This window comes from Neobacillus sp. S1227, assembly GCF_055385255.1.
The window spans coordinates 5256301-5275688 of the sequence record NZ_AP038276.1 but is presented as its reverse complement, the minus strand read 5'-3'; the positions used below and the strand labels follow the sequence as shown (position 1 = coordinate 5275688).

18 protein-coding genes are annotated in these 19388 nt (G+C 43.8%); 13 read left to right on the top strand and 5 right to left on the bottom strand.

The window, feature by feature from the left end:
• The first annotated feature begins 426 nt into the window (after positions 1–426).
• On the top strand, positions 427–1200 hold the full coding sequence (locus ACZ5AE_RS26335) for a transposase (RefSeq protein ID WP_464567556.1): 774 nt from the start codon (positions 427–429) through the stop codon (positions 1198–1200).
• 253 nt (positions 1201–1453) lie between these two features.
• Here the strand turns inward: ACZ5AE_RS26335 and nfsA are convergent, their stop codons facing one another.
• From nfsA to ACZ5AE_RS26315, 4 genes are all read right to left on the bottom strand, one after another.
• The gene (gene nfsA, locus ACZ5AE_RS26330; RefSeq protein ID WP_464567554.1) at positions 1454–2206 is read right to left on the bottom strand and encodes an oxygen-insensitive NADPH nitroreductase; all 753 of its coding nucleotides are present in this window, start codon (positions 2204–2206) and stop codon (positions 1454–1456) included.
• 89 nt (positions 2207–2295) lie between these two features.
• On the bottom strand, positions 2296–3135 hold the full coding sequence (locus ACZ5AE_RS26325; protein WP_464567552.1) for a fumarylacetoacetate hydrolase family protein: 840 nt from the start codon (positions 3133–3135) through the stop codon (positions 2296–2298).
• Positions 3136–3156: 21 nt separating this feature from the next.
• Positions 3157–4086: a VOC family protein gene (locus ACZ5AE_RS26320; RefSeq protein ID WP_464567550.1), complete on the bottom strand. Its 930-nt coding sequence runs from the start codon at positions 4084–4086 to the stop codon at positions 3157–3159.
• A gap of 81 nt (positions 4087–4167) precedes the next feature.
• A complete protein-coding gene (locus tag ACZ5AE_RS26315) occupies positions 4168–5751 on the bottom strand; it encodes a bifunctional 3-(3-hydroxy-phenyl)propionate/3-hydroxycinnamic acid hydroxylase (protein ID WP_464567548.1) in 1584 nt (527 codons plus the stop codon).
• Positions 5752–6219: 468 nt separating this feature from the next.
• Here ACZ5AE_RS26315 and ACZ5AE_RS26310 point away from each other — a divergent pair, with 468 nt between their 5' ends.
• The 12 genes from ACZ5AE_RS26310 to pcaD all read left to right on the top strand — a co-directional run bounded on the left by ACZ5AE_RS26310 (position 6220) and on the right by pcaD (position 18549).
• Positions 6220–7518, top strand: a complete 1299-nt coding sequence (locus tag ACZ5AE_RS26310) for an MFS transporter (protein WP_464567546.1) — start codon at positions 6220–6222, stop codon at positions 7516–7518.
• 184 nt (positions 7519–7702) lie between these two features.
• On the top strand, positions 7703–8449 hold the full coding sequence (locus tag ACZ5AE_RS26305) for an IclR family transcriptional regulator (RefSeq protein ID WP_464567544.1): 747 nt from the start codon (positions 7703–7705) through the stop codon (positions 8447–8449).
• Between the two features lie 298 nt (positions 8450–8747).
• Entirely contained in the window at positions 8748–9680 is a 933-nt protein-coding gene (locus ACZ5AE_RS26300; RefSeq protein ID WP_464567542.1) for a 3-hydroxyacyl-CoA dehydrogenase NAD-binding domain-containing protein, read from the top strand.
• Positions 9681–9846: 166 nt separating this feature from the next.
• Positions 9847–10524, top strand: coding sequence for a cyclase family protein (locus ACZ5AE_RS26295; RefSeq protein ID WP_464567540.1), 678 nt, complete (start codon positions 9847–9849; stop codon positions 10522–10524).
• Between the two features lie 289 nt (positions 10525–10813).
• Entirely contained in the window at positions 10814–11875 is a 1062-nt protein-coding gene (locus ACZ5AE_RS26290) for a zinc-dependent alcohol dehydrogenase (RefSeq protein ID WP_464567538.1), read from the top strand.
• Positions 11876–12039: 164 nt separating this feature from the next.
• Positions 12040–12384 carry a DUF3870 domain-containing protein gene (locus tag ACZ5AE_RS26285; protein ID WP_464567536.1) on the top strand — a complete coding sequence of 115 codons (345 nt, stop codon included), beginning with the start codon at positions 12040–12042 and terminating at the stop codon, positions 12382–12384.
• 344 nt (positions 12385–12728) lie between these two features.
• Positions 12729–14066, top strand: a complete 1338-nt coding sequence (locus ACZ5AE_RS26280) for a short-chain fatty acid transporter (protein WP_464567534.1) — start codon at positions 12729–12731, stop codon at positions 14064–14066.
• Positions 14067–14310: 244 nt separating this feature from the next.
• Complete coding sequence (locus ACZ5AE_RS26275) at positions 14311–14994, top strand: CoA transferase subunit A (protein ID WP_464573741.1); 684 nt, start codon at positions 14311–14313, stop codon at positions 14992–14994.
• Entirely contained in the window at positions 14991–15647 is a 657-nt protein-coding gene (locus ACZ5AE_RS26270; protein WP_464567532.1) for a 3-oxoacid CoA-transferase subunit B, read from the top strand. The genes ACZ5AE_RS26275 and ACZ5AE_RS26270 overlap by 4 nt, the downstream gene beginning before the upstream one ends.
• A gap of 9 nt (positions 15648–15656) precedes the next feature.
• Positions 15657–16856: a thiolase family protein gene (locus ACZ5AE_RS26265; protein ID WP_464567530.1), complete on the top strand. Its 1200-nt coding sequence runs from the start codon at positions 15657–15659 to the stop codon at positions 16854–16856.
• Between the two features lie 81 nt (positions 16857–16937).
• Positions 16938–17678: a carboxymuconolactone decarboxylase family protein gene (locus ACZ5AE_RS26260; RefSeq protein WP_464567528.1), complete on the top strand. Its 741-nt coding sequence runs from the start codon at positions 16938–16940 to the stop codon at positions 17676–17678.
• An 85-nt stretch (positions 17679–17763) separates the two neighbouring features.
• Positions 17764–18549: a 3-oxoadipate enol-lactonase gene (gene pcaD / locus ACZ5AE_RS26255; RefSeq protein WP_464567526.1), complete on the top strand. Its 786-nt coding sequence runs from the start codon at positions 17764–17766 to the stop codon at positions 18547–18549.
• Between the two features lie 227 nt (positions 18550–18776).
• On the opposite strand, the gene ACZ5AE_RS26250 is transcribed toward pcaD, so the two are convergent.
• Positions 18777–19307: a hypothetical protein gene (locus ACZ5AE_RS26250; RefSeq protein WP_464567524.1), complete on the bottom strand. Its 531-nt coding sequence runs from the start codon at positions 19305–19307 to the stop codon at positions 18777–18779.
• Positions 19308–19388 lie beyond the last annotated feature (81 nt).

Below are 19388 nucleotides of genomic sequence, written 5' to 3'. Positions count from 1 at the left end.
TCTCCTGTAAGATTATGTATTTCATAATTAAAAATACAGGAGAAATATTGAGCTGCTATTAATAGAATATGAGAATATTATAAATCGCACAAAAACAGGTCTTTTGATGCATGGGGACGGTTCTCGTGCATCAATTTTTTCCTTTCCGCCAAAAGGTAAATAGGTGAAAAACAAGGTTGATTAGTATATGATAGAGCTGTAACCTCAGATTTAACCCCCGGAACCAAGCGGAACCAAGGGACGGTTCTCGCTCTTCTTTTCAGCCCGTTTTTGAACCACATTACTATGACTTTCCCATATTGATAATCATATCGGTCTACAAGAATATTTTTGAAATTACAGCGTAATACAATTTTGAGACAAAAGAACCGTCCCCATGCATCACTTTGGTTTCCCCCCAACTAAATTCAAGGTCAGGTGATTGTGATGTCGCGAACTGCTAGGGTAAAAAGTGTTAGCGGTATTTATCACATTATGTGGAGAGGAGCGAATCGGCAAGAGATTTTTCATGATGATGAGGATTGTAGGAGGTACCTGGATATTCTCTTAAAGTACAAAATGGAGTCGCAAATTGAAGTATACGCCTGGTGTTTGATGGGCAATCATGTCCATCTTCTTATCCGGGAAGGGAATGAGGACATATCCACGACGATGAAACGGATTGGTGTCAGCTATGCCTCATTCTATAACTGGAAATACGACACGACAGGGCATCTGTTTCAGGGGCGATTCAGAAGTGAAAATGTAGAAGACAACCGGTATTTGCTAACTGTAATAAGGTACATCCACCAAAATCCAGTTAAAGCTGGAATCGCAGACAAGCCCGTTGAATGGAGATGGAGCAGCTGCCGTGATTATTACGCTTTTGTACATCATGATAAAAGAAAGCTGCTCGATGGAAATTTTATTCTCGGAAAGATATCAGATAATCAATCTTTTGCCATAGAAAAATTCAAAGAATATAACGAAAAAAGTAATAACGATGAGTGCTTGGAAGATAAAAGACGAAGGCTGCCAGATGAAGAGGCAAGGGAAGAAATTAAGCTGCTGTTATACCCTATCGAAATTGCCCAAGTAAAAGGATTGCAAAAGGCCCATAGAAAGGAAGTCCTCCAAAAAGTAAAGACCATCGAAGGTATAACCCAACGGCAGGCAGCCAGAATCTTAGGGGTCTCTCCAAATCTTATAAATAGAGCATGATGTATGGGGACGGTTCTTATGCATCATCAGGGTAAATTTTAAACAAGAACCCCCTCACGAGTCGTTTAAAGTTTGTTAGTTACACAAATAAATTTCTTTTTAAAAGTACCTCCCCAGATGGGGACGAGCAAAAAAATATCCAGCGCACTAAAAATGACGCCGGATATGATTCACTATTTAGATAATAGGAAAGTATAAATTCAACTTCGCCTCTGTCTTCGTCCTAACGACTCGCCAATCGGCGAGTTTTCATTTATTCCAAATGGAATCCTTTGCTTTCAATAAATTCCCGCATATGTACTCGTCTCTTATCCTTCATGAAGTGGGCCATTGATTCGGTCCAGTTGGTGTTTTTGGTGTTGGTAGAACGCTGCTGATAATAGGTACTCATGGTTTGATCATATTCTTCAAGTAAACCTTGGTATTTTTCCGCGTTATAGACATTTTCATGGAGAATAGCATCCAACGGAAGTCTAGGCTTTACCTCGTTCCTTTCGGCAGGAATTCCTAAACATAGTCCAAAAAGCGGAAACACCTGGTCTGGAAGACCAACTAGCTCGCTAATCGGACCTGGATTATTCCGGACGCCGCCAATATAGCAGCCACCGTAACCAAGTGATTCGGCCGCCGTGATGATATTCTGGGCAATGAGCGCGGTATCAATAGTGGCAACGATAAAATTCTCAAGATTATCATGTTCAATCACAATCCCGTGCTTTCTGCCGGCGGCTTCAAGGCGCTTTAAATCACCGCAAAATAATAAAAACTCTGAAGCGTCACTAATATGCTTATTTTTTGCAAGCTCAGCGATTTGGTCCTTTTTATCTTTATCGGTAATGCGGATAATCGAATACGCCTGGACAAAATGAGAGGAAGCTGCACTTTGGCCTGACTTTAGGATTTCCAACAAATGTTCCTTCGGAATCGGCTCTGCCGAATACTTACGAACAGAGACATGATTTTGCATCACTTTGATTGTTTCAGATAAAGTATTTGTATTTTTCATTTATAATCATCCTTTCGAAGCAGAGGGACGGTTCTCCTGCATCACTTTGAAATGAGGCAGAAGAACCGTCCCCATGCATCACCCATGCATCATTCTTCTTCTTTGATTTGGTTGCGAAGGATTCCAATTTTGCTTACTTCAATCACCACTACATCTCCGGCTTTCATTAGGACTTGCGGGTTACGTTTGAAGCCGACTCCGCCTGGTGTGCCTGTGACGATGACGTCGCCTGGCACTAGTGTGATGAAGGAGGAGAGGTAGTGAATCAGTTCAGGAATAGAGAAAATCATTAAGTCGGTTGTAGTATGCTGCAATGTTTCGCCATTTAAACGTGTTTCAAGCGTTAAAATCTCATTGTCTTCGATTTCATCACGAGTGACCATCCATGGCCCAAACGCACCTGTTCCTTCAAAATTCTTTCCAGGGCCCCATTGGTGGGTATGCCGCTGCCAGTCGCGGATCGTGGCATCATTGTAACAAGCATAGCCGGCTACATGTTCAAACGCTTGCTCTTTCGGAATCCGTCTGCCCGGTTTTCCGATGATGACAGCCACTTCGCCTTCATAATCCAGTACATCCGATTCCTGTGGCAGCAAAATCGCTTCATTATGGCCAATCTGCGAATCAGCAAGGCGGAAGAAAATCACCGGTTTTTCCGTTTTATCACGATTTACTTCTCTACGATGATCATCGTAATTGACTCCGGCACAAAAGATTTTATTAGGATTCGGAATGACAGGCAAAAAGGTAACTTCCTCGAAAGTATAATCCACTGTTTCATTTTCGAACTTCGAGGCTTCCGCTAAATCGGCGGCCAATAAAGACTTTAAGTCTGCAGCATCCAGACGCTTCGTTAAATCTACAATCCCATTATCCTTCGCAATGCCAAACTTGTTTTGGCTCTCCACTTGATAGCTTACTAATTTCATTACTAACACCATCCTAATCTATTAATCATGTATTTGTGAAACTAAACGATTGTTAAATTCTACTTTTTGTAAAACAGAGTCGATAATATCACGCTCTACTTTTGGATACCATTTGCAGTTGCCTGGCCACTCTCTTGGCCGCAATGGCAGCTCACTATGATAGGGACGCGGTTCAAAATACCCGAGCTCCGGAATATATTGGTCCATTTCCGTGTACAGTTCAATTAAATTCAGCTCCGGGTCATGATGATAGGAAGCGAGATTATGCCCGGCGGTATGCCTGAATGGCCCCCAGACTAGCGGGATATCTTTACTGGCAAGAAAATCGGCACTTAACGTATGGTGACTCGAATCTTTTAATTGAAAAGCAATATGGTGCATGATTTTATGTCCAAAATTTGAAATGTTCAAGACATGGTGATCGGAATTACAGGTTAAAAAGGCGGCCCGGTTGCCAATTTTATCCGTTTCAAGAAACCCTAAGATGTCCCTATAAAAATCAACCGACTCCTGCTGTTTTTTTGAACCTAATGCAATATGTCCTAATTTAAAGGGTGAAATCGAATCCCGCTTGTAACCCGGTGCCGGCATGTCGATATGGTGATATAGGTGGATGGTATAGCCATCCGGATCCTGCAGCTCCAATAACTTCCTTATCCCCGGCTGAAAATCGGATTTTAGTTCAGAATGTATCCCGGCCTGGGCCAGGAATTTTTGAATATTTTCCAAAGAACTAGTTTCTGCAATTTGAAAGCCAAGCGTTGATAGTTCACTTTTGCGGCTGCTTCTTAACACAATATTATGATGGTCTAAGCTGCTGCTAAGATATTTCTCGCCCTGATCTCCTTCTTCAACGAGGGACAACCCGACGACGTTTTCATAATAATCCGCCATCCTGGACAGATCCGTGCAGTTAAAATCGGCATAACCTAACTTAATCGTTTTAATCATAACCTCATCTCCAATCCGGTAATACAATGCTTCAAGTTCGTTGGGTGCTACCAAGGGCACCCTTGTAATTTTCATCTGATTTTAGTTCAATACTTTCATTCCAAGGTCGGCCGCTGCATCCTCCAATATCTGGTCAGCCGCATCAACCGCGCATTTTGCATAGACATATCGATCTGGACGAACAATCACGGCGTCAACTCTATTTTGTTCAAACCATTCCGAAAACTGTGGTGACTCCACCATGATTTGTCCGTCTTTGACTGGTGGAAGTGTCACCACCTGCAGGCAGGCAAAAAAGTCCGTTAGCCCAAGGGAGGCTAATTTTTGTTTTAACTCATCGAATTTATCCTTGGAAACGTTTGCGGAAACCACAACGGCAAATCTTCCGCCGATTACATTATCTGATTTGGCTTTTGTTCCGTCAGCCAATGTCACAGTCGATTGTGGGAACAAGATATTTTCTTCCTGTTTTAGAGTAGCGTGGTGAAACCCTGTCCCGATTGGCGAAGTGGACCGCACCAGGTTGCTTAATGCGTCTCTCACATTTGGAATGCTATTTAAATAGTTAAATAGACGATCTCTGAAGTCCGCGATTTCTTGGCTGTCGGTTTGGATAATTTCTCCGAGCTGTACAGCTTGGCGCATAATCCTTTCGACGTGCGGCAATCTTTCTTTTTCATAGGAATCTAGTATAGATTCATGGAAATCGTATCGGAGGACATGGACAATTTTCCAGCAAACATTCGCTACATCGCGAATTCCAGATGAAAGTCCTTGACCTAAAAACGGCGGCATTTGATGTGCTGAATCTCCAGCAAGGAAAATCCGCCCTTTACGGCCATGCTTTGCTAGCAAGGACCGGAACACATAGGTTACTTTTCGATCCACGGTAATATCTTTGGTGTCCATCCAATTTGATAGCAGTTCTTTGATCGACTCATCTGTTTTATACGTGCTCAGATTTTCGTCCTCATGTAGGGCAACTTCCCATCTATATAGACCGTTGCCAAGATAGATATAGGTTGCCGGCCGGAATGGGCTGCAATATTGCTGATTAATATTAGGCAAATTCAGTTCCTTTGGAGCTTTTACATCGACAATTAACCATGGATGGTTAAAATGCATATCTTCCCTTTCGATACCGATTAATTCTCTTATCTTACTCCTCGCGCCGTCGGCTGCAATCACATACTTTGCTTGATAGGTTTTTTCCTCTTTTGACGCTAAATCCTTTACAGTCACGGTTACAAGGTCGTTGTGTTCTTCCACATTCAGGACTTCATGATTACTAAACAACGTGACATTCTCATACTGTTCCAGACCGCTTCTTAATACCTTCTCAATCATAGGCTGCCTGATTGTCAATGATGTGGGATAGCCATTTGGTGTATTGCCATCCTTACGTTTAAAGCCGAACATTGGCACTCGCTGCTGATTTAAGAACTTATATCCTTTCGAAACGGTGGAGACCTTAAGTATTTCCTCTTCGAGCCCTGCAAATTGGATAATCCTGGCGATGTCATCATCGATTACTGCCGCCCTTGGGTTGGGATAAATATCCTTTAATTTGTCAAACACAATTGTTTTTAATCCGTATTTTCCTAATATATTGGCAGCCATGACCCCAGTTGGGCCGCCGCCCGCGACAATTACATCTGCATACATCAAGACTTCACCTCATTTTTGGTTTTTCATATATCCACTTTTAAAACAGTAGTTAATATTCATAATTATCAAACAGGTTGTTTCAATTTGTCAATAACTTTATCATAATTTGATAATTGTTTATAAAACATTTGGATATTTACCTAATATTTTATTATTAATTATCAAAATGGGATTATTGTGAAAAATTCTTAACTCTTATCTAATAATGGCGACAGTTTAATTTCGAGATATTATCATAATTTAATAAATAAATATTATTTTTTGTTAATTTTATAATTTTTTTAAAAATTTATATTGCATTATGATAAACACTACGAATATAATGTAAATAAATTTTTAAAAAATTCCGATAACAAAGGGTGTGGAAACAGAATCATAATAGTTCATCCAAAAAATGCAAGAAGGTTTTGCCATGGTCAAGGAGTTTACAAGAGTATAAGATAAACTTAATAGGGGGATTCGCCAATGAATGATTTGAAAGCGCATTCTGATTCAAAAATCAGTAAAAATGCATGGTTGACAATTGGTTTTCTATTTACTGTTTCTATTATTAACGTTGCCGATAAAGCCATAATCGGACTTGCTTCCGTCCCGCTTATGAAGGAACTGGATTTATCGCCCTCTCAATGGGGAATTGTCGGCAGCTCCTTTTTTTGGTTATTTTCTATATCAGCAATACTCATCGGGTTTCTATCTGACTCTGTAGGTACAAAACGAGTCATTACCGCAATTACGTCCGTTTGGGCGATCGTCCAATTTGCCACTATTTTTACGATGAGTTTGCCGTATCTTGTCATTACCCGCATGATCTTGGGTGCAGGGGAAGGACCAACCTATGGATTATCCATGGTTATGGCTGCGAAATCGGTTCCGAAGGAAAAAGTTGGGGTAAGCCTGACGTTGGTATCTGTCGGTAATACGGTCGGCGCAGCGATTGCCGCACCAGTACTGCTTTACTTTATCGTCAATCATGGTTGGCGATCCGCTTTCATCTTTTTAGGTGTCATTGGAGCCATTTGGACTCTATTATGGGTGCTGATTGTGAAGGAAAATAAAGAAGAAGTTGGAATGATATCCAAAGCGGCGAAAAAGGAGGACGGTCCGAAAGCAAGCTGGTCAGAAGTGCTGCCAAAGTTGGTTTCCCGTAATTTTATTTTCATTTCTCTTTGTGCTTTTGCTTCTTATTGGTTTTTCTCCATTGAACTGGCTTGGTTTCCTAACTACTTTGAAAAAGCTAGAGGAATCAATGGTACGATGCTGCAGCTCGCCATCATGATTCCATGGGTGTTGACGACTATATCACAGCTTTTTTTCTCATCGGTGTCAGACCGGATTTATGCAAAAACACAAAATGTTGTCCGTTCACGGGTATTTATTGTTGGGCCATTGATCCTTTTGGCAGCGGTCTTATACTTCCTGGCAACGGTAGTCGAATCGAATGTGATGGCAGTGGCCATCTTAGCTTTGGCGGTCTCACTAAGAAGTATTATTATGGTGCTAGGGCCGGCCATTTTAACTAGTGTTTTTCCAAAGGAACATTACGGAAAAGCACAAGGAAGTTATACGGCTATTTATTATTTAGCTGGGATTCTCGCTCCTTTCGTGACAGGTCTAATTATCCAAAATGCTGCCTCAACCATCACAGGGTTTCACCAAGCCTTTACTCTAGGTGCTGTTTTACTTTTTGTAAGTGGTCTTCTATTTTGGATTTGGGTTCGTCCGCAAGAGGCAACACAAACCATGAAAAGCCAAAAGGCAGGATGATGGATTTATTAGGTCATCCTCGAAATCGAGACTATCGAATGAATTAGGTAATCTGGGAAACCTTGACGTTGTTTTTAACTTCAGGGTTTCTTTTTTTATGCTTGAAAAGTTGGCAGGATTTTTTGTGAAAAGACCGTTATAATGGACTCAGAATGTGAAATAGTGGAAGAGGTGTTGGCCAGACATGTCAAGTCTTACGAAAATGTTGGCAATTCTTGATTTGTTTACGGAGCAAAAACCGATTTGGACGGCGGAAGAAATCACCAATGAATTTGATTTCTCCGTTCCAACGGGTTATCGATATGTAAGAGAATTAAGCAGTGCAGGATTATTGGCGAGGGTAAAAGGCGGTTCCTATGTGATTGGGCCTAAAATTATTAAATTGGATCGCCAAGTTAGAATTTCCGACCCTCTTATCAAAGCGGGGAAACCAATTATGGAGAACCTTGTGAATCTGACAGGCTGCGAGGTTTTATTGAGTAATGTTTTTAATGAAGAAATTTTGGTGGTACATACGGAAGCACCGGACAATAAACAAATGGATATCAGCTACTCAAGGGGGATTCCACACCCGCTCTTCAAGAGTTCCACGTCCAAAATTATCGTCGCTAATTTGCAAAGAAACGATCTCATCAAACTGTTTGAATCACGTCGTGATGAAATTGGGGAGGCCGGTTTAGGAGGCGATTGGGAGGAGTTTAAAAAAGAGATATCCAAAATTCGCCGCGATGGCTACTGCATCTCTCATGGTGAACTTGATGCCGGACTCTCAGCCATCGCTGCCCCCATCTTCAGCAATAATCAAATAAAAGGGAGCCTTAGTTTAGTCCTGCCTACAGCAAGATTCTCCGTATTCAACACGGACAAGCTCATCGAAATCGTCAAAGAGGCTGCCAATATAATCTCTAATTTGATATCTGAACCACTTTAAGGGTGGGACATGGGTGGGACATGGGGACGGTTCTCGTGCATCATTTTATACTCTGTGAAAAGTATTTTGATGCACAAGAACCGTCCCCATGCATCACTTGACGAAAATTAAATTTAGAAATATCATAATAGTATAAACAGTATTAATAGTTAATGAGAAGCAGTTTCTTAATGGTGAAATTACCCGTTTCATGTAATTTAGGATACCTAGCTTTCCATTGAAAGATAAGGATGTTCGTGTTCTTATCTTTTATGGGGCTGGGTTTTTTTATTTTCAGTATAAGGAGGGACCAGTTCTTATGGAGGATAGAAAAATTACAGTTGTTGGTGCGGGAACGATGGGCAGGGGGATTGCTCAATTACTTGCGCAACATCATGTAAACGTTCACATGGTAGAACAGAATCATGCTATTCTGAACGAAGCCGTGGATAGAATTAGAGATCAGTATGAGATTTTAAGAGAATATGAGTTTATCTCTGAACAAGAAATGAATGAGGCACTCGGCCGGATTTCACTTTCAGACAGCCTTCAAGATGTGCAAAACTCCTGGATGGTGATTGAGGCCATTCCGGAAGTCTTGGAATTTAAACAAACTCTCTTTCAAACGCTTGAAAAGATCTGTGAGCCGTCAACCATTTTTGCTACGAATACTTCAGGGTTATCCATTAACCAGATCAGCGAACAGCTAAAGCACCGGGAGCGTTTTATCGGCACGCATTTTTTCATGCCGGCGGCGATTATTCCGTTAGTGGAAATCATTCGCGGTGACGAGACTTCCGATGAAGTATGTGAGGAAGTACTGCAATTTTTCAAAGAAATTCATAAAGAACCTGTCTTAATTCGAAAAGACATCCCAGGTTTCATCGGCAACCGGATTCAGCATGCGATGGCGCGTGAAGCCATTTCGCTGTTGGAAGAAGGGATTGCAACAGCGGAGGAAATCGATACGGTGGTCCGCTGGAGCCTCGGTGTCCGGCTGCTTTTCACCGGACCGTTGGAACAGCGTGACTTGAATGGCTTGGACGTCCATCACCATATTGCGTCCTACCTTTATAAGGACTTGGAAAACCGGACCGAACCTTCCCGGCTGCTTTCGGAAAAAGTGCAAAAGGGAGAACTGGGAATGAAATCGGGCAAGGGTTTTTACGATTGGGACAAGGACGCTCAGACAGAAGCTCTGCAAACGAAAAATGCCCAGCTGCTTCAATTGATGAAATGGCTGAAAAAGTAGAGCGACTTGCTCATTTTTTTAGACTACTTTCTATAGAATTGACGTAGAAAAGAGTAAAATTACACCTATTTTGGGGTGATTTCAGGTATTATTTGCGATTCCTTAATAGCAACAATCTTTTTTCGAAAAGAGCTTTTTTAAAAAAAACTACCAGAGGTGCATAACGATGAAAACAGTAGATTTATCAGTATTGTTATATGACGGCTTAGTTTCTTTTCCATCCCATCCAAAAGTCGTGTTCATGGACCACATTACACACGATTTTTCAAAACCAAGATATACGGCGCCTTGTGAAGGCTATGCCAGCAAAATTTTTATGATGTCTGACCATAGCGGCACGCACATGGATGCTCCCTATCATTTTTTCAAAGATGGCTTAACGATTGAGCAGATTCCGATTGATGCGACGATGGGGGATGCTGTTTTAATAGATTGTTCCGATAAAAATCCTGCAGAACCGGTCACGCGGGAAATGGTAGAAGCGGTGGTTGAGCGGGATCAGCTGGAAATTAAAGAGAATAGTATTATTCTGTTCCGCTGCTGGGACGGGGAATGGAATGGCGAAGGCTTCCATCAGTGCAAATCCCTTGCCCCTTCTGTCGGTGATTGGGTTGTTGACAACAAGATTAAAGCAATTGGCCTAGATCTTCCAAATGCTGATATCAATGAAAACATGCAACGGGACGTCCACCTGGCCCTGCTGAGCAGAAATATTCTCATTATGGAAAATATCGTTAATTTGGACAAGCTTTCGAAAAAGCATTTTTATTTTATCGGAACGCCATTGAATTTAAAGGGGTTAACAGGTTCTCCAATCAGGGCTATTGCGGTGGAAGAATGGTAAGAAGGGTTTCTGCGGACAAAACTGGTTGAAAATGAAGAGGAAAAGTCCGTAAGAAGGGCATCTACGGACAAAACTGGTGAAAAATGAAGAGAAAATGTCCGCAAGAAGGGCCTACAAGGACAAAACCGGTTAAAAACGAAAGGAAAATGTCCGTAAGAAGAATTTATAAAGGCTTTTGCTCCCGAACCCAATTGATAAATTCTCCAAGCATTTTAATATGCGAAGAGATATTTTAGAAAAGCTTTTAAAAAATGCTGCAGCAAGATTAATCCAGGAAGGGTGAGAAAACATGAAAGCAGTTGTCAAAGCAACAAGAGACCATGGCGTAGAAGTAAAAGAAGTGGGAACACCTAAATTGAAAGAAAACGAAGTGCTAGTAAAGGTAGAGGCTGTAAGCATTTGCGGAAGCGACCTCCACATGTATGAAGGTATGCGCGCGTATGAGTGGGTGGCGACGCCTGTCATTCTCGGTCATGAATTTGCCGGAAGAGTCGTTGGCGTGAACAATCCCGACCATGAGCACCTGTTGAACAGCCGGGTCATCATCAATCCGTATGTAGCTTGCGGCGAATGTGCGAATTGTCAGCGGGGCAGGACGAATCTTTGCGACCACGGCAAAGGCGCGATGGACAAGGTGCCGGCGAAATCCCTGCAATATGGCTTTCGGCAAAATGGCGGTATGGCCGAATATGCGGCGATTCATTATAAAAATGTGCTGCCGATTCCGGAGTCGATGCCGATTGAGGTGGCTGGCATGCTCGAGGCGCTTGGCATTGGAGTACGTGCGCTTGAACGCGCCGACATTCTGCCAGGGGACACGGCGGTTGTCATCGGCCCTGGCCCAATCGGTCTTTCCTTAATCGCGTCCTTATCCAGCCTCGGCTTGAAAAAGTTGATTGTGACGGGCTTGACTGTTGATGAAGAAAGGTTGCAGCTGGCCAAAGAATTAGGTGCGACGGACATTGTGTATGCTGACAAGGTTAACGATGTGGTGGCCATTTCCGAGCTGACGAACGGACAGGGTGTCGACCATGTGTTTGAAACAAGCGGCTTCCATCAATCGATGGTGTCTGGAGTCAGAATGTGCACAAAGGGCGGCGAGCTGTTATTGGTAGGCATTTCCGCCAAGGAAACCGTACTGCCATCCAATGAAATTGTCCGTGGGGAAGTAACGGTCAAAGGGGTATACGGCGTGACCGAACAAACCCTGAAACGAACCATTGCCATGGCGGCTTCCGGAAAATTCCCGTACATGAAGCTGGTTTCGCACATCCTTCCACTTGAAAAAGCCGTCGAAGGCTTCGAGGTCGGCGTTCAAAAACAAGGAGTAAAAGTAATCTTAAAACCATAATTTGATGCACGGGGACGGTTCTCATGCCTCACTTCCATCTATTTGCAAAACAAAATGATGCAGAAGAACCGTCCCCATGCATCACCCATGCATCATCGTAGGATAACATTGAACGGGGCCCAAGACTCTAGTAAAATAATAGTAAAACTAAGGGAGGGCTCGTTTTGAATCCACAACATGAAATGAATACGGTGTTGGTGACTGCCTATGCGAAGGCGCCGACAGGAAGTGCGATGTACGAAATTTATAAGCATGCTGGAATTGTGCTAGAAGTTGATCCGATGAACCATTCCATTGTCGACGTGGAGTTTACATTTATTACCGACTTGGCCAAGGACTTTATTAAGAGGCTTGTGATTGGTTATGATCTATCGAATGGTGTCGACGAGCTTGTTAAACGGATAGAAGAGCATTACTTTGCACCTTCGGTCAATTCCGTGATTGTCGCGTTAAAAGCAGCCCATAAAAGATATTTTGAAAAAATAAACCAACTAGAAAATAAAAAATAATTTGACAATTCGACAAAAGGATATTATAGTTTTTTTATAACATAAATACCTTTCGAAAAGCGTCTTCTTAACAATGGAATTCACCCATTCCACCTTAAATTAAGAATACCCAGCTTTTCCAAAAGACAATAGGGAAACATCACGTTTTCTTGTTCCTTTTGGCATAGCTGGGTATTTTTTATTTCATTTGGAGGTGAGCGGTAGCACTGTAAACACAGTTACCCATTATTTGTTAATGAGGAAACCCATTTGGTTCCTTTACAATAAGGATAGAAGGATTTAACGAAGGGGATTTTTTTAATTGAAATGAAAGCGTTAACCAAAAACATCAAGGGGGCGAAAACATGGAGAAAATTACTGGCTTTTTCACGAATCTGATGAGGAAATATCTTCCCGATCCATTCGTGTTTGCGATTGGATTAACTATTTTGACGCTAATCTTAGCCGTTCTTGTCGAAGGACAGGGATTTGTGGCCGCCACAACCAGCTGGGGAGCAGGCTTTTGGAATCTGTTATCTTTTACAACTCAGATGGCTGTCATCCTGGCGATGGGCTATGTGCTGGCGAAGGCGCCGATTATTGATCGTTTCTTAAACAAAATTGTTTCGCTTGTCCATACACCTCGAACAGCTATTATCGTCGCGACGTTGGTTGGGGGAATCGGGAGCTATTTAAACTGGGGCTTCGGCTTGGTGATTGGGGGAATCATCGCCAAGAAACTTGCTTTAAAGGTCAAAGGGGTTCACTACCCGTTGATTATTGCAGCGGCATACAGCGGATTTACGATGTACGGATTAGGGCTTTCCGCTAGTATTCCAGTGTTGATTTCGACACCAGGCCACCCGATGGAAAAAGCAATGGGCGTTGTGCCATTGTCAGAAACAATTTTTTCAATACCAATGCTGGTAACCAGTTTGATCGTAATCATCACTCTTCCTTTATTGAATGCTTGGCTGCATCCGAAGAAAAAGGAAAATGTCATTGAAATCAATCCGGAGATTGAGGCGCATGAGCAGGTAGCAGCAGCATCAGCCCTTGGCAATGAAGAAGTGACGTTTGCAACTAAGTTAAACAACAGCCGCTTGCTTTCGCTGGCGATTGGGGTTATCGGGATCATTTACGTCGTATCCTTTTTCTCAAAGGGCGGCAGTTTGGATCTAAACATGATCAACTTTATTATTCTTTTCCTTGGCATTATCCTATTGGGAACTCCTGCAAACTATGTTGCTAGTTTAAATGATGGAATCAAGACGATTTCCGGCATCATTCTGCAATATCCATTCTACGCCGGGATCATGGCAATCATGGCGGGATCTGGCTTGGTGGACACGATTGCTCACTGGTTTGTGCAATTCTCTTCCAATCACACACTGCCATTCTGGGGACTGGTCAGCTCGTTCGTGATCAACTTCTTCGCTCCATCTGCCGGCGGCCACTGGGTCGTTCAAGGGCCATTCATGATTGATGCAGCGAAGGAATTGCATGCATCCATTGCCCACACGTCGATGTCGGTCATGCTCGGAAATGCCTGGAACGATTTAGTCCAGCCGTTCTGGATCTTACCAGCCCTGGCCTTATCGAACCTTAAGTTAAAAGATGTGATGGGATATACCGTTGTCATGATGTTCTGGGTTGGGATTATCTATTGTGGTGCTGTTCTGCTTTGGGGATTCTTTGGATAAAAAATAAAATAGTTTCATATAATAGAAGAAATCGGGTCACAAGCTGACTGCGATGATGGAAAGTTGAGATCTTCACGGTGAAAACGGCATCCCCATTTTCACAATACTGAGGGTAGCCCAGCCTTTCCAAAAGAAGTGCACTACAGTTGCGCTTTCTTTTGGGATGGCTGGGCTTTTTGTTTTAGAAAAAGTCGTAAATGGACGCCACACAAGTTTTGGCGATCAATTTTTAGAGGTGATAATCATGCAAAAACAAATGAAGCCGGAAGAGGCAATTATAAAAATTCAATCAGGACACACCCTGATGGTCGGCGGGTTCGGCCTTGTCGGTGCGCCGTTAACATTGATTGACGAACTGACACGCCATGATGTCAATGGGCTGACCGTCATCAGCAATAACCTTGGTGAGGCCGGAAGGGGCCTGGGGATTTTACTGCGTCAGGGAAAAATCAAAAAGGCAATCGGGTCTTATTTTACCAGCAATCGTGAAGTCGGCGATTATTATAACCAAGGCAAGCTTGAGATTCAATTAATGCCGCAGGGAACGATGTCAGAATCGATTCGCGCTGGCGGCGCCGGGATTGGCGGTTATTTTACAAAAACAAGTGCCGGAACGGAGCTGGCAAAAGGGAAAGAAACGCGGGAAATCAATGGCGAATTGTATGTGCTTGAGAATCCGCTTAAAGCCAATGTCGCACTTGTCAAAGCGGCCAAAGCTGACACTCTAGGAAACTTGGTTTATTACAAAACGGCACGGAATTTCAATCCGTTAATGGCAACGGCAGCGGACTTTGTGATTGCTGAGGTCGATGAGATTGTCGCAGCGGGCGAGCTTTCACCGGAAGAAATCGTCACCCCGCATTTGTTCGTGGACGCGATTGTTGAAAGCCAATTGATTTTAAGCAAAGAAGGAGTTGTTTCCAAATGACCAACAAAGAAATTCAAGAGTTGATTGCCAAGCGTGCTGCAGCGGAACTGAAGCCTAACTCAGTGGTGAACCTTGGAATTGGCATCCCTACGCTTGTCGCAAAATATGTCGAGCCGGGTTCGGTCTTTTTCCACACTGAAAATGGGATGCTTGGGGTGGAGGAGCTGACGAGTGAAGAGGATTTTGACCCAAGCTTGGTCAATGCCGGAAAGCTCCCTATTTCAGAAGGTATTGGTGCTTCTTATTTTAATAGCGGCGAGTCATTCGCCATGATTCGCGGCGGGCATGTGAATGTCGCTATCCTTGGTGCACTGCAGGTCGATCAGGAAGGGTACATTGCCAACTGGGCGATTCCTGGAAAAAACATCATGGGTGTCGGCGGCGCGATGGATCTGTTGAGCGGGGCCGGAAAGGTAATCGTTACGACAAACCATACCTCGAAAAATGGCGAGTCGAAGATCGTTGCTAAGTGTTCGTATCCAATTACATCGCTTCGGAAGATTGATGTCATCATTACTGAATTAGCCGTTTTTAAGATGGAAGACGGAAAGCTCGTGTTGAAGGAATTAATGCCTGGTGTGAGCTTGGATGAAGTGAAGGAAAAAACAGAGGCGTCATTTGAAATAAGTGAAACGCTTTTGGCGTTAAATTAGGGGGTTGAAATGATGGATAATCGAGTATTTGTGGTCAGCGCCCAGCGGACTGCGGTTGGTAAAATCGGCGGGACATTGAAGGGAATGCAGCCTGACGAGCTGCTGGTACCGTTATTTGAGGATTTGCTAGCGAAAAATTTGATACCTGTTGAGGAAATTGATGAAGTTATCATTGGCCAGGCGAAGCAAAGCCAGGACCAATCCAATATTGCGAGAAAAGCGCTTCTGATGGCGGACCTGCCTGAGTCGCTGCCAGGCTATACCGTTCATCGTGCCTGCGGTTCCGGTATGCAGGCCATCCATAATGCGTTTATGGCAATCCGCTCCGGCCTTGGCCATGCCTATATTGCTGGCGGGGTGGAAAGCATGAGTGCCGCTCCGTATTACATCCGCAATGGCCGCTATGGCTTCCTGTCAGGTAATGCTGAAATTTTGGACCCGAATAAAGAGAGCCAGCCTGGTTCACAGCCTGAAGATAAATATGGCCGGCTCGTGATGGGGATGACGGCTGAGAATCTTGCTGAAGATTATGCCATTTCCCGCGAGGAACAGGATGTTTTTGCCTATGAAAGCCAGGTAAAAGCGCATGAAGCCATTGAAAGCGGTGCTTTTGAGGATGAAATTGTTCCAGTGAAAATTTTTCAAAAGAAGGGTGAGCCGATTATCTTTTCAGTAGATGAGCACCCAAGGAAAACAAGTTTGGAAAAGTTGGCAGCACTGAAGCCTGCCTTTAAAAAGGATGGAACGGTGACGGCGGGGAATGCCTCGGGATTAAATGACGGTGCCTCCATGCTGTTGATCGTGTCCGGAGATATGGTCGAAAAATATAAGCTTGAGCCGCTGGCAGAAATTACGGCACTCGGGCTTTCCGGCGTACAGCCGGACCGGATGGGAATCGGCCCGGTGGAAGCAAGCGAAAGAGCGTTGAAAATGGCTGGAATCAGCAAAGAAGAGTTAGATTTGGTAGAATTAAATGAAGCGTTTGCAGCCCAGTCGCTAGCGTGTCTGAAAGAAATGCAGATACCGATGGAAAAGGTAAATGTCAACGGCGGCGCCATCGCCCTTGGCCACCCAATCGGTAACAGCGGCGCGAGAATCTGTGTATCGCTTATCCACGCCATGAAAAAAAGACAAGCAAAATGGGGGCTCGGCACCCTATGCATCGCTGGCGGACAAGGAATCGCGACGGTTTTTCGGTCTGTAGATTGAGGCATGGGGACGGTTCTCATGCATCATTTTTCCTGGTTCACGGGGACGTTCTTAGAAAAATAAATGTTTGGAGTTGGTGACATGTCAACAGAATTTAATGGGTTGGAATTTTTTGAACAGGTATACGGTCAGGTTCCAGATTGGGTAGCCAAAATGCATCATTTCGCTCCTAAAGCGCTTGAATATTACACAAAATTACGGGGCGAAATTTTAGTAGACGGAGCCCTTTCCAAAAAAGAAAAAGAATTAATCTTAGTCGGCATCAATGCGGCCCGCCGCTATGAACGCAGCATGATTTATCACACCAAGGGGGCCATCGATTCGGGCGCCACCCTAGAAGAACTTGCAGACATCCTATCCGTCTGCATCATCTCAAGAGGCATCCCAGCCTGGTTTACCGGTGTAAAAGCCCTAGAATATGCAGTTTCTGAACTCGGAGTGATGCAGGGGGACGTTTCTCGTGCATCATTTTCGGACGAGGCGGAGGTCAGTACCCAGGCTTATTACGAAAAGGAAGCAGGTGGAGAACTTCCAGGCTGGGCGAAAGTGTTGAATCAATTTAACCCGGCATGTTTAGACAGATACACTGATTTAAGAAAAACGGTGTTAAGAGACCACGTTGTCTCCCGTAAATTAAAAGAGTTGGTTTTAGTTGGAATCAACGTTGCAGAAATGTACCCAAAAGGGGTTGAACTTCATACCCAGGGTGCGAAAAGATTCGGCGCAACCGACGCAGAACTTGCCGATGTATCTCTTGTCGCCCTTCTCACAGCTGGCATTCCTGCTTGGTTTGAAGGCAGCGATTTTTTAGAGGTTGAATGATGTGTGTTGGTGAGGCACGAGGACGGTTCTTCTTCTGCCTCATCCATTTATTAAAGGCCATTATAAGTAACAGGGGTGTTTTTTAATGAGTTTTATAGAAGTTAACGGGGTTCGCCTGCATTACCGTTTCGACGGTTCGGAGGAGCTTCCGGTTGTGGTCCTTTCCAACTCGTTGGGGACGGACCTGACCATGTGGGATCCACAAATAGAAGAGTTAACGAAATATTTCCGTGTGCTGCGATATGACACACGAGGTCATGGGGCTTCCGATGTCCCTGCTGGCCCCTATTCCATCGAGCAGCTTGGCCAGGATGTTGTGGGTTTGTTAAATGGCTTGGGGATTGAACGTGCCCACTTTGCCGGCGTTTCGATGGGCGGCATGACGGGCATGTGGCTGGCTTTGAATGCTCCTGAGCGTCTTGGGAAACTCGCGCTCTGCAATACGGCTGCCTTTATCGGCCCGCGTGAGATTTGGGATACGAGAATTTCTGCTGTGCAAAACGGAGGGATGGAGCCAATCGCTGAAGGTGTAACAGCTCGCTGGTTTACTGAATCCTACGTGCAGCAAGAGACGAAGGAAGTGGCGCAAGTTAGAAAGGTGTTTTTAGAAACGTCTGCAGCAGGCTACGCTGCGGCCTGTGCGGCTGTTCGCGATATGGACGAGCGTGACACGGTGAAAAATATTACTGTGCCGACATTGGTTATCTCAAGCAAAGATGATTTGGCAACTCCTCCACATGACGGTCAGTACTTAACCGACCAAATTAATGGTGCGCGCTATGTTGAACTCGAGGGCTCCCACCTCTCCAATATCGAAACCTCAAAAGAGTTTACAAAGGCATTGGTAGATTTTCTGAGAGGGATTGTTTAAATTCGTATAAAAAAGACCTTAAAGAGTCGAATCACAGCCAAAAGCCCAACCAGCAATCGTCCGCTGGTTGGGTCTTTTTGTACAGAAACCAAGGAACATTGCACGAGAACCGTCCCCATGTTTTGGTACGTTCCTAAATGAATAAAAAGCCAGTTCATTAGCGAATGGCTTTCATTTTTGTGCTTTTTATACTAATTGTTTTCTTAATTTAATTTTAAGTTTACACTTTAAAATAAAAACCTTCCGATACTAATTAGACTGCTGAGAATTCCCAGTCCGCCTAATGCCCCTTTTCCAACTTTAAGTAAACCTCCAAACATCCCCGGCCGGCCTTGACCCGCGTTATTCCACAAGCCCATCGGAAATCTCGGATTGCCCCAGCCTGCTGGATATCCAAAATCCCCCCAGCCTGCCGGACCCCCAAGACCTCCCCAACTCATCATTTGCCCTTGATTATTCAAACCCGTTTGATTCCCCGGCGCCCAACTAGCTGGCTGTCCTTGAACACCTAGTCCTGTTTGATTTATTTTCGCTGCCGCCCAATTAACTTGATGGAAAGGATCATAGAAGTTAGCTAAACCTTCGGGATTCCACCAACCCACTGGATTAACTGGACCACTCCAGCCTGCTGGACTTCCCATCCCATTTGTTTGGTTAAGTTTAGGCATTTGTTGCTGCGGGTATAATGGTGGTGCAGAAATTTGGTTATTATATGTCTGTCTTTGTCCTCTTAATTTCGTATATTCATAATGGTACATAGTCATCCCCCTCCTATCTTAAAAAGATAATGTTAAGGTTAGGTTATGTAATTTGGCGTGTTACGATTGGTTAAATAACTA

Excerpts from the sequence above, each read along its gene's own strand:
- ACZ5AE_RS26325 (WP_464567552.1), bottom strand. The coding sequence starts at position 3,135 with ATGAAATTAGTAAGCTATCAAGTGGAGAGCCAAAACAAGTTTGGCATT.
- ACZ5AE_RS26290 (WP_464567538.1), top strand. The coding sequence starts at position 10,814 with ATGAAAGCAGTTGTCAAAGCAACAAGAGACCATGGCGTAGAAGTAAAA.
- ACZ5AE_RS26305 (WP_464567544.1), top strand. The coding sequence starts at position 7,703 with ATGTCAAGTCTTACGAAAATGTTGGCAATTCTTGATTTGTTTACGGAG.
- ACZ5AE_RS26335 (WP_464567556.1), top strand. The coding sequence starts at position 427 with ATGTCGCGAACTGCTAGGGTAAAAAGTGTTAGCGGTATTTATCACATT.
- ACZ5AE_RS26275 (WP_464573741.1), top strand. The coding sequence starts at position 14,311 with ATGCAAAAACAAATGAAGCCGGAAGAGGCAATTATAAAAATTCAATCA.
- nfsA (WP_464567554.1), bottom strand. The coding sequence starts at position 2,206 with ATGAAAAATACAAATACTTTATCTGAAACAATCAAAGTGATGCAAAAT.
- pcaD (WP_464567526.1), top strand. The coding sequence starts at position 17,764 with ATGAGTTTTATAGAAGTTAACGGGGTTCGCCTGCATTACCGTTTCGAC.
- ACZ5AE_RS26315 (WP_464567548.1), bottom strand. The coding sequence starts at position 5,751 with ATGTATGCAGATGTAATTGTCGCGGGCGGCGGCCCAACTGGGGTCATG.
- ACZ5AE_RS26260 (WP_464567528.1), top strand. The coding sequence starts at position 16,938 with ATGTCAACAGAATTTAATGGGTTGGAATTTTTTGAACAGGTATACGGT.
- ACZ5AE_RS26295 (WP_464567540.1), top strand. The coding sequence starts at position 9,847 with ATGAAAACAGTAGATTTATCAGTATTGTTATATGACGGCTTAGTTTCT.
- ACZ5AE_RS26320 (WP_464567550.1), bottom strand. The coding sequence starts at position 4,086 with ATGATTAAAACGATTAAGTTAGGTTATGCCGATTTTAACTGCACGGAT.
- ACZ5AE_RS26250 (WP_464567524.1), bottom strand. The coding sequence starts at position 19,307 with ATGTACCATTATGAATATACGAAATTAAGAGGACAAAGACAGACATAT.
- ACZ5AE_RS26310 (WP_464567546.1), top strand. The coding sequence starts at position 6,220 with ATGAATGATTTGAAAGCGCATTCTGATTCAAAAATCAGTAAAAATGCA.
- ACZ5AE_RS26300 (WP_464567542.1), top strand. The coding sequence starts at position 8,748 with ATGGAGGATAGAAAAATTACAGTTGTTGGTGCGGGAACGATGGGCAGG.
- ACZ5AE_RS26280 (WP_464567534.1), top strand. The coding sequence starts at position 12,729 with ATGGAGAAAATTACTGGCTTTTTCACGAATCTGATGAGGAAATATCTT.
- ACZ5AE_RS26265 (WP_464567530.1), top strand. The coding sequence starts at position 15,657 with ATGATGGATAATCGAGTATTTGTGGTCAGCGCCCAGCGGACTGCGGTT.
- ACZ5AE_RS26270 (WP_464567532.1), top strand. The coding sequence starts at position 14,991 with ATGACCAACAAAGAAATTCAAGAGTTGATTGCCAAGCGTGCTGCAGCG.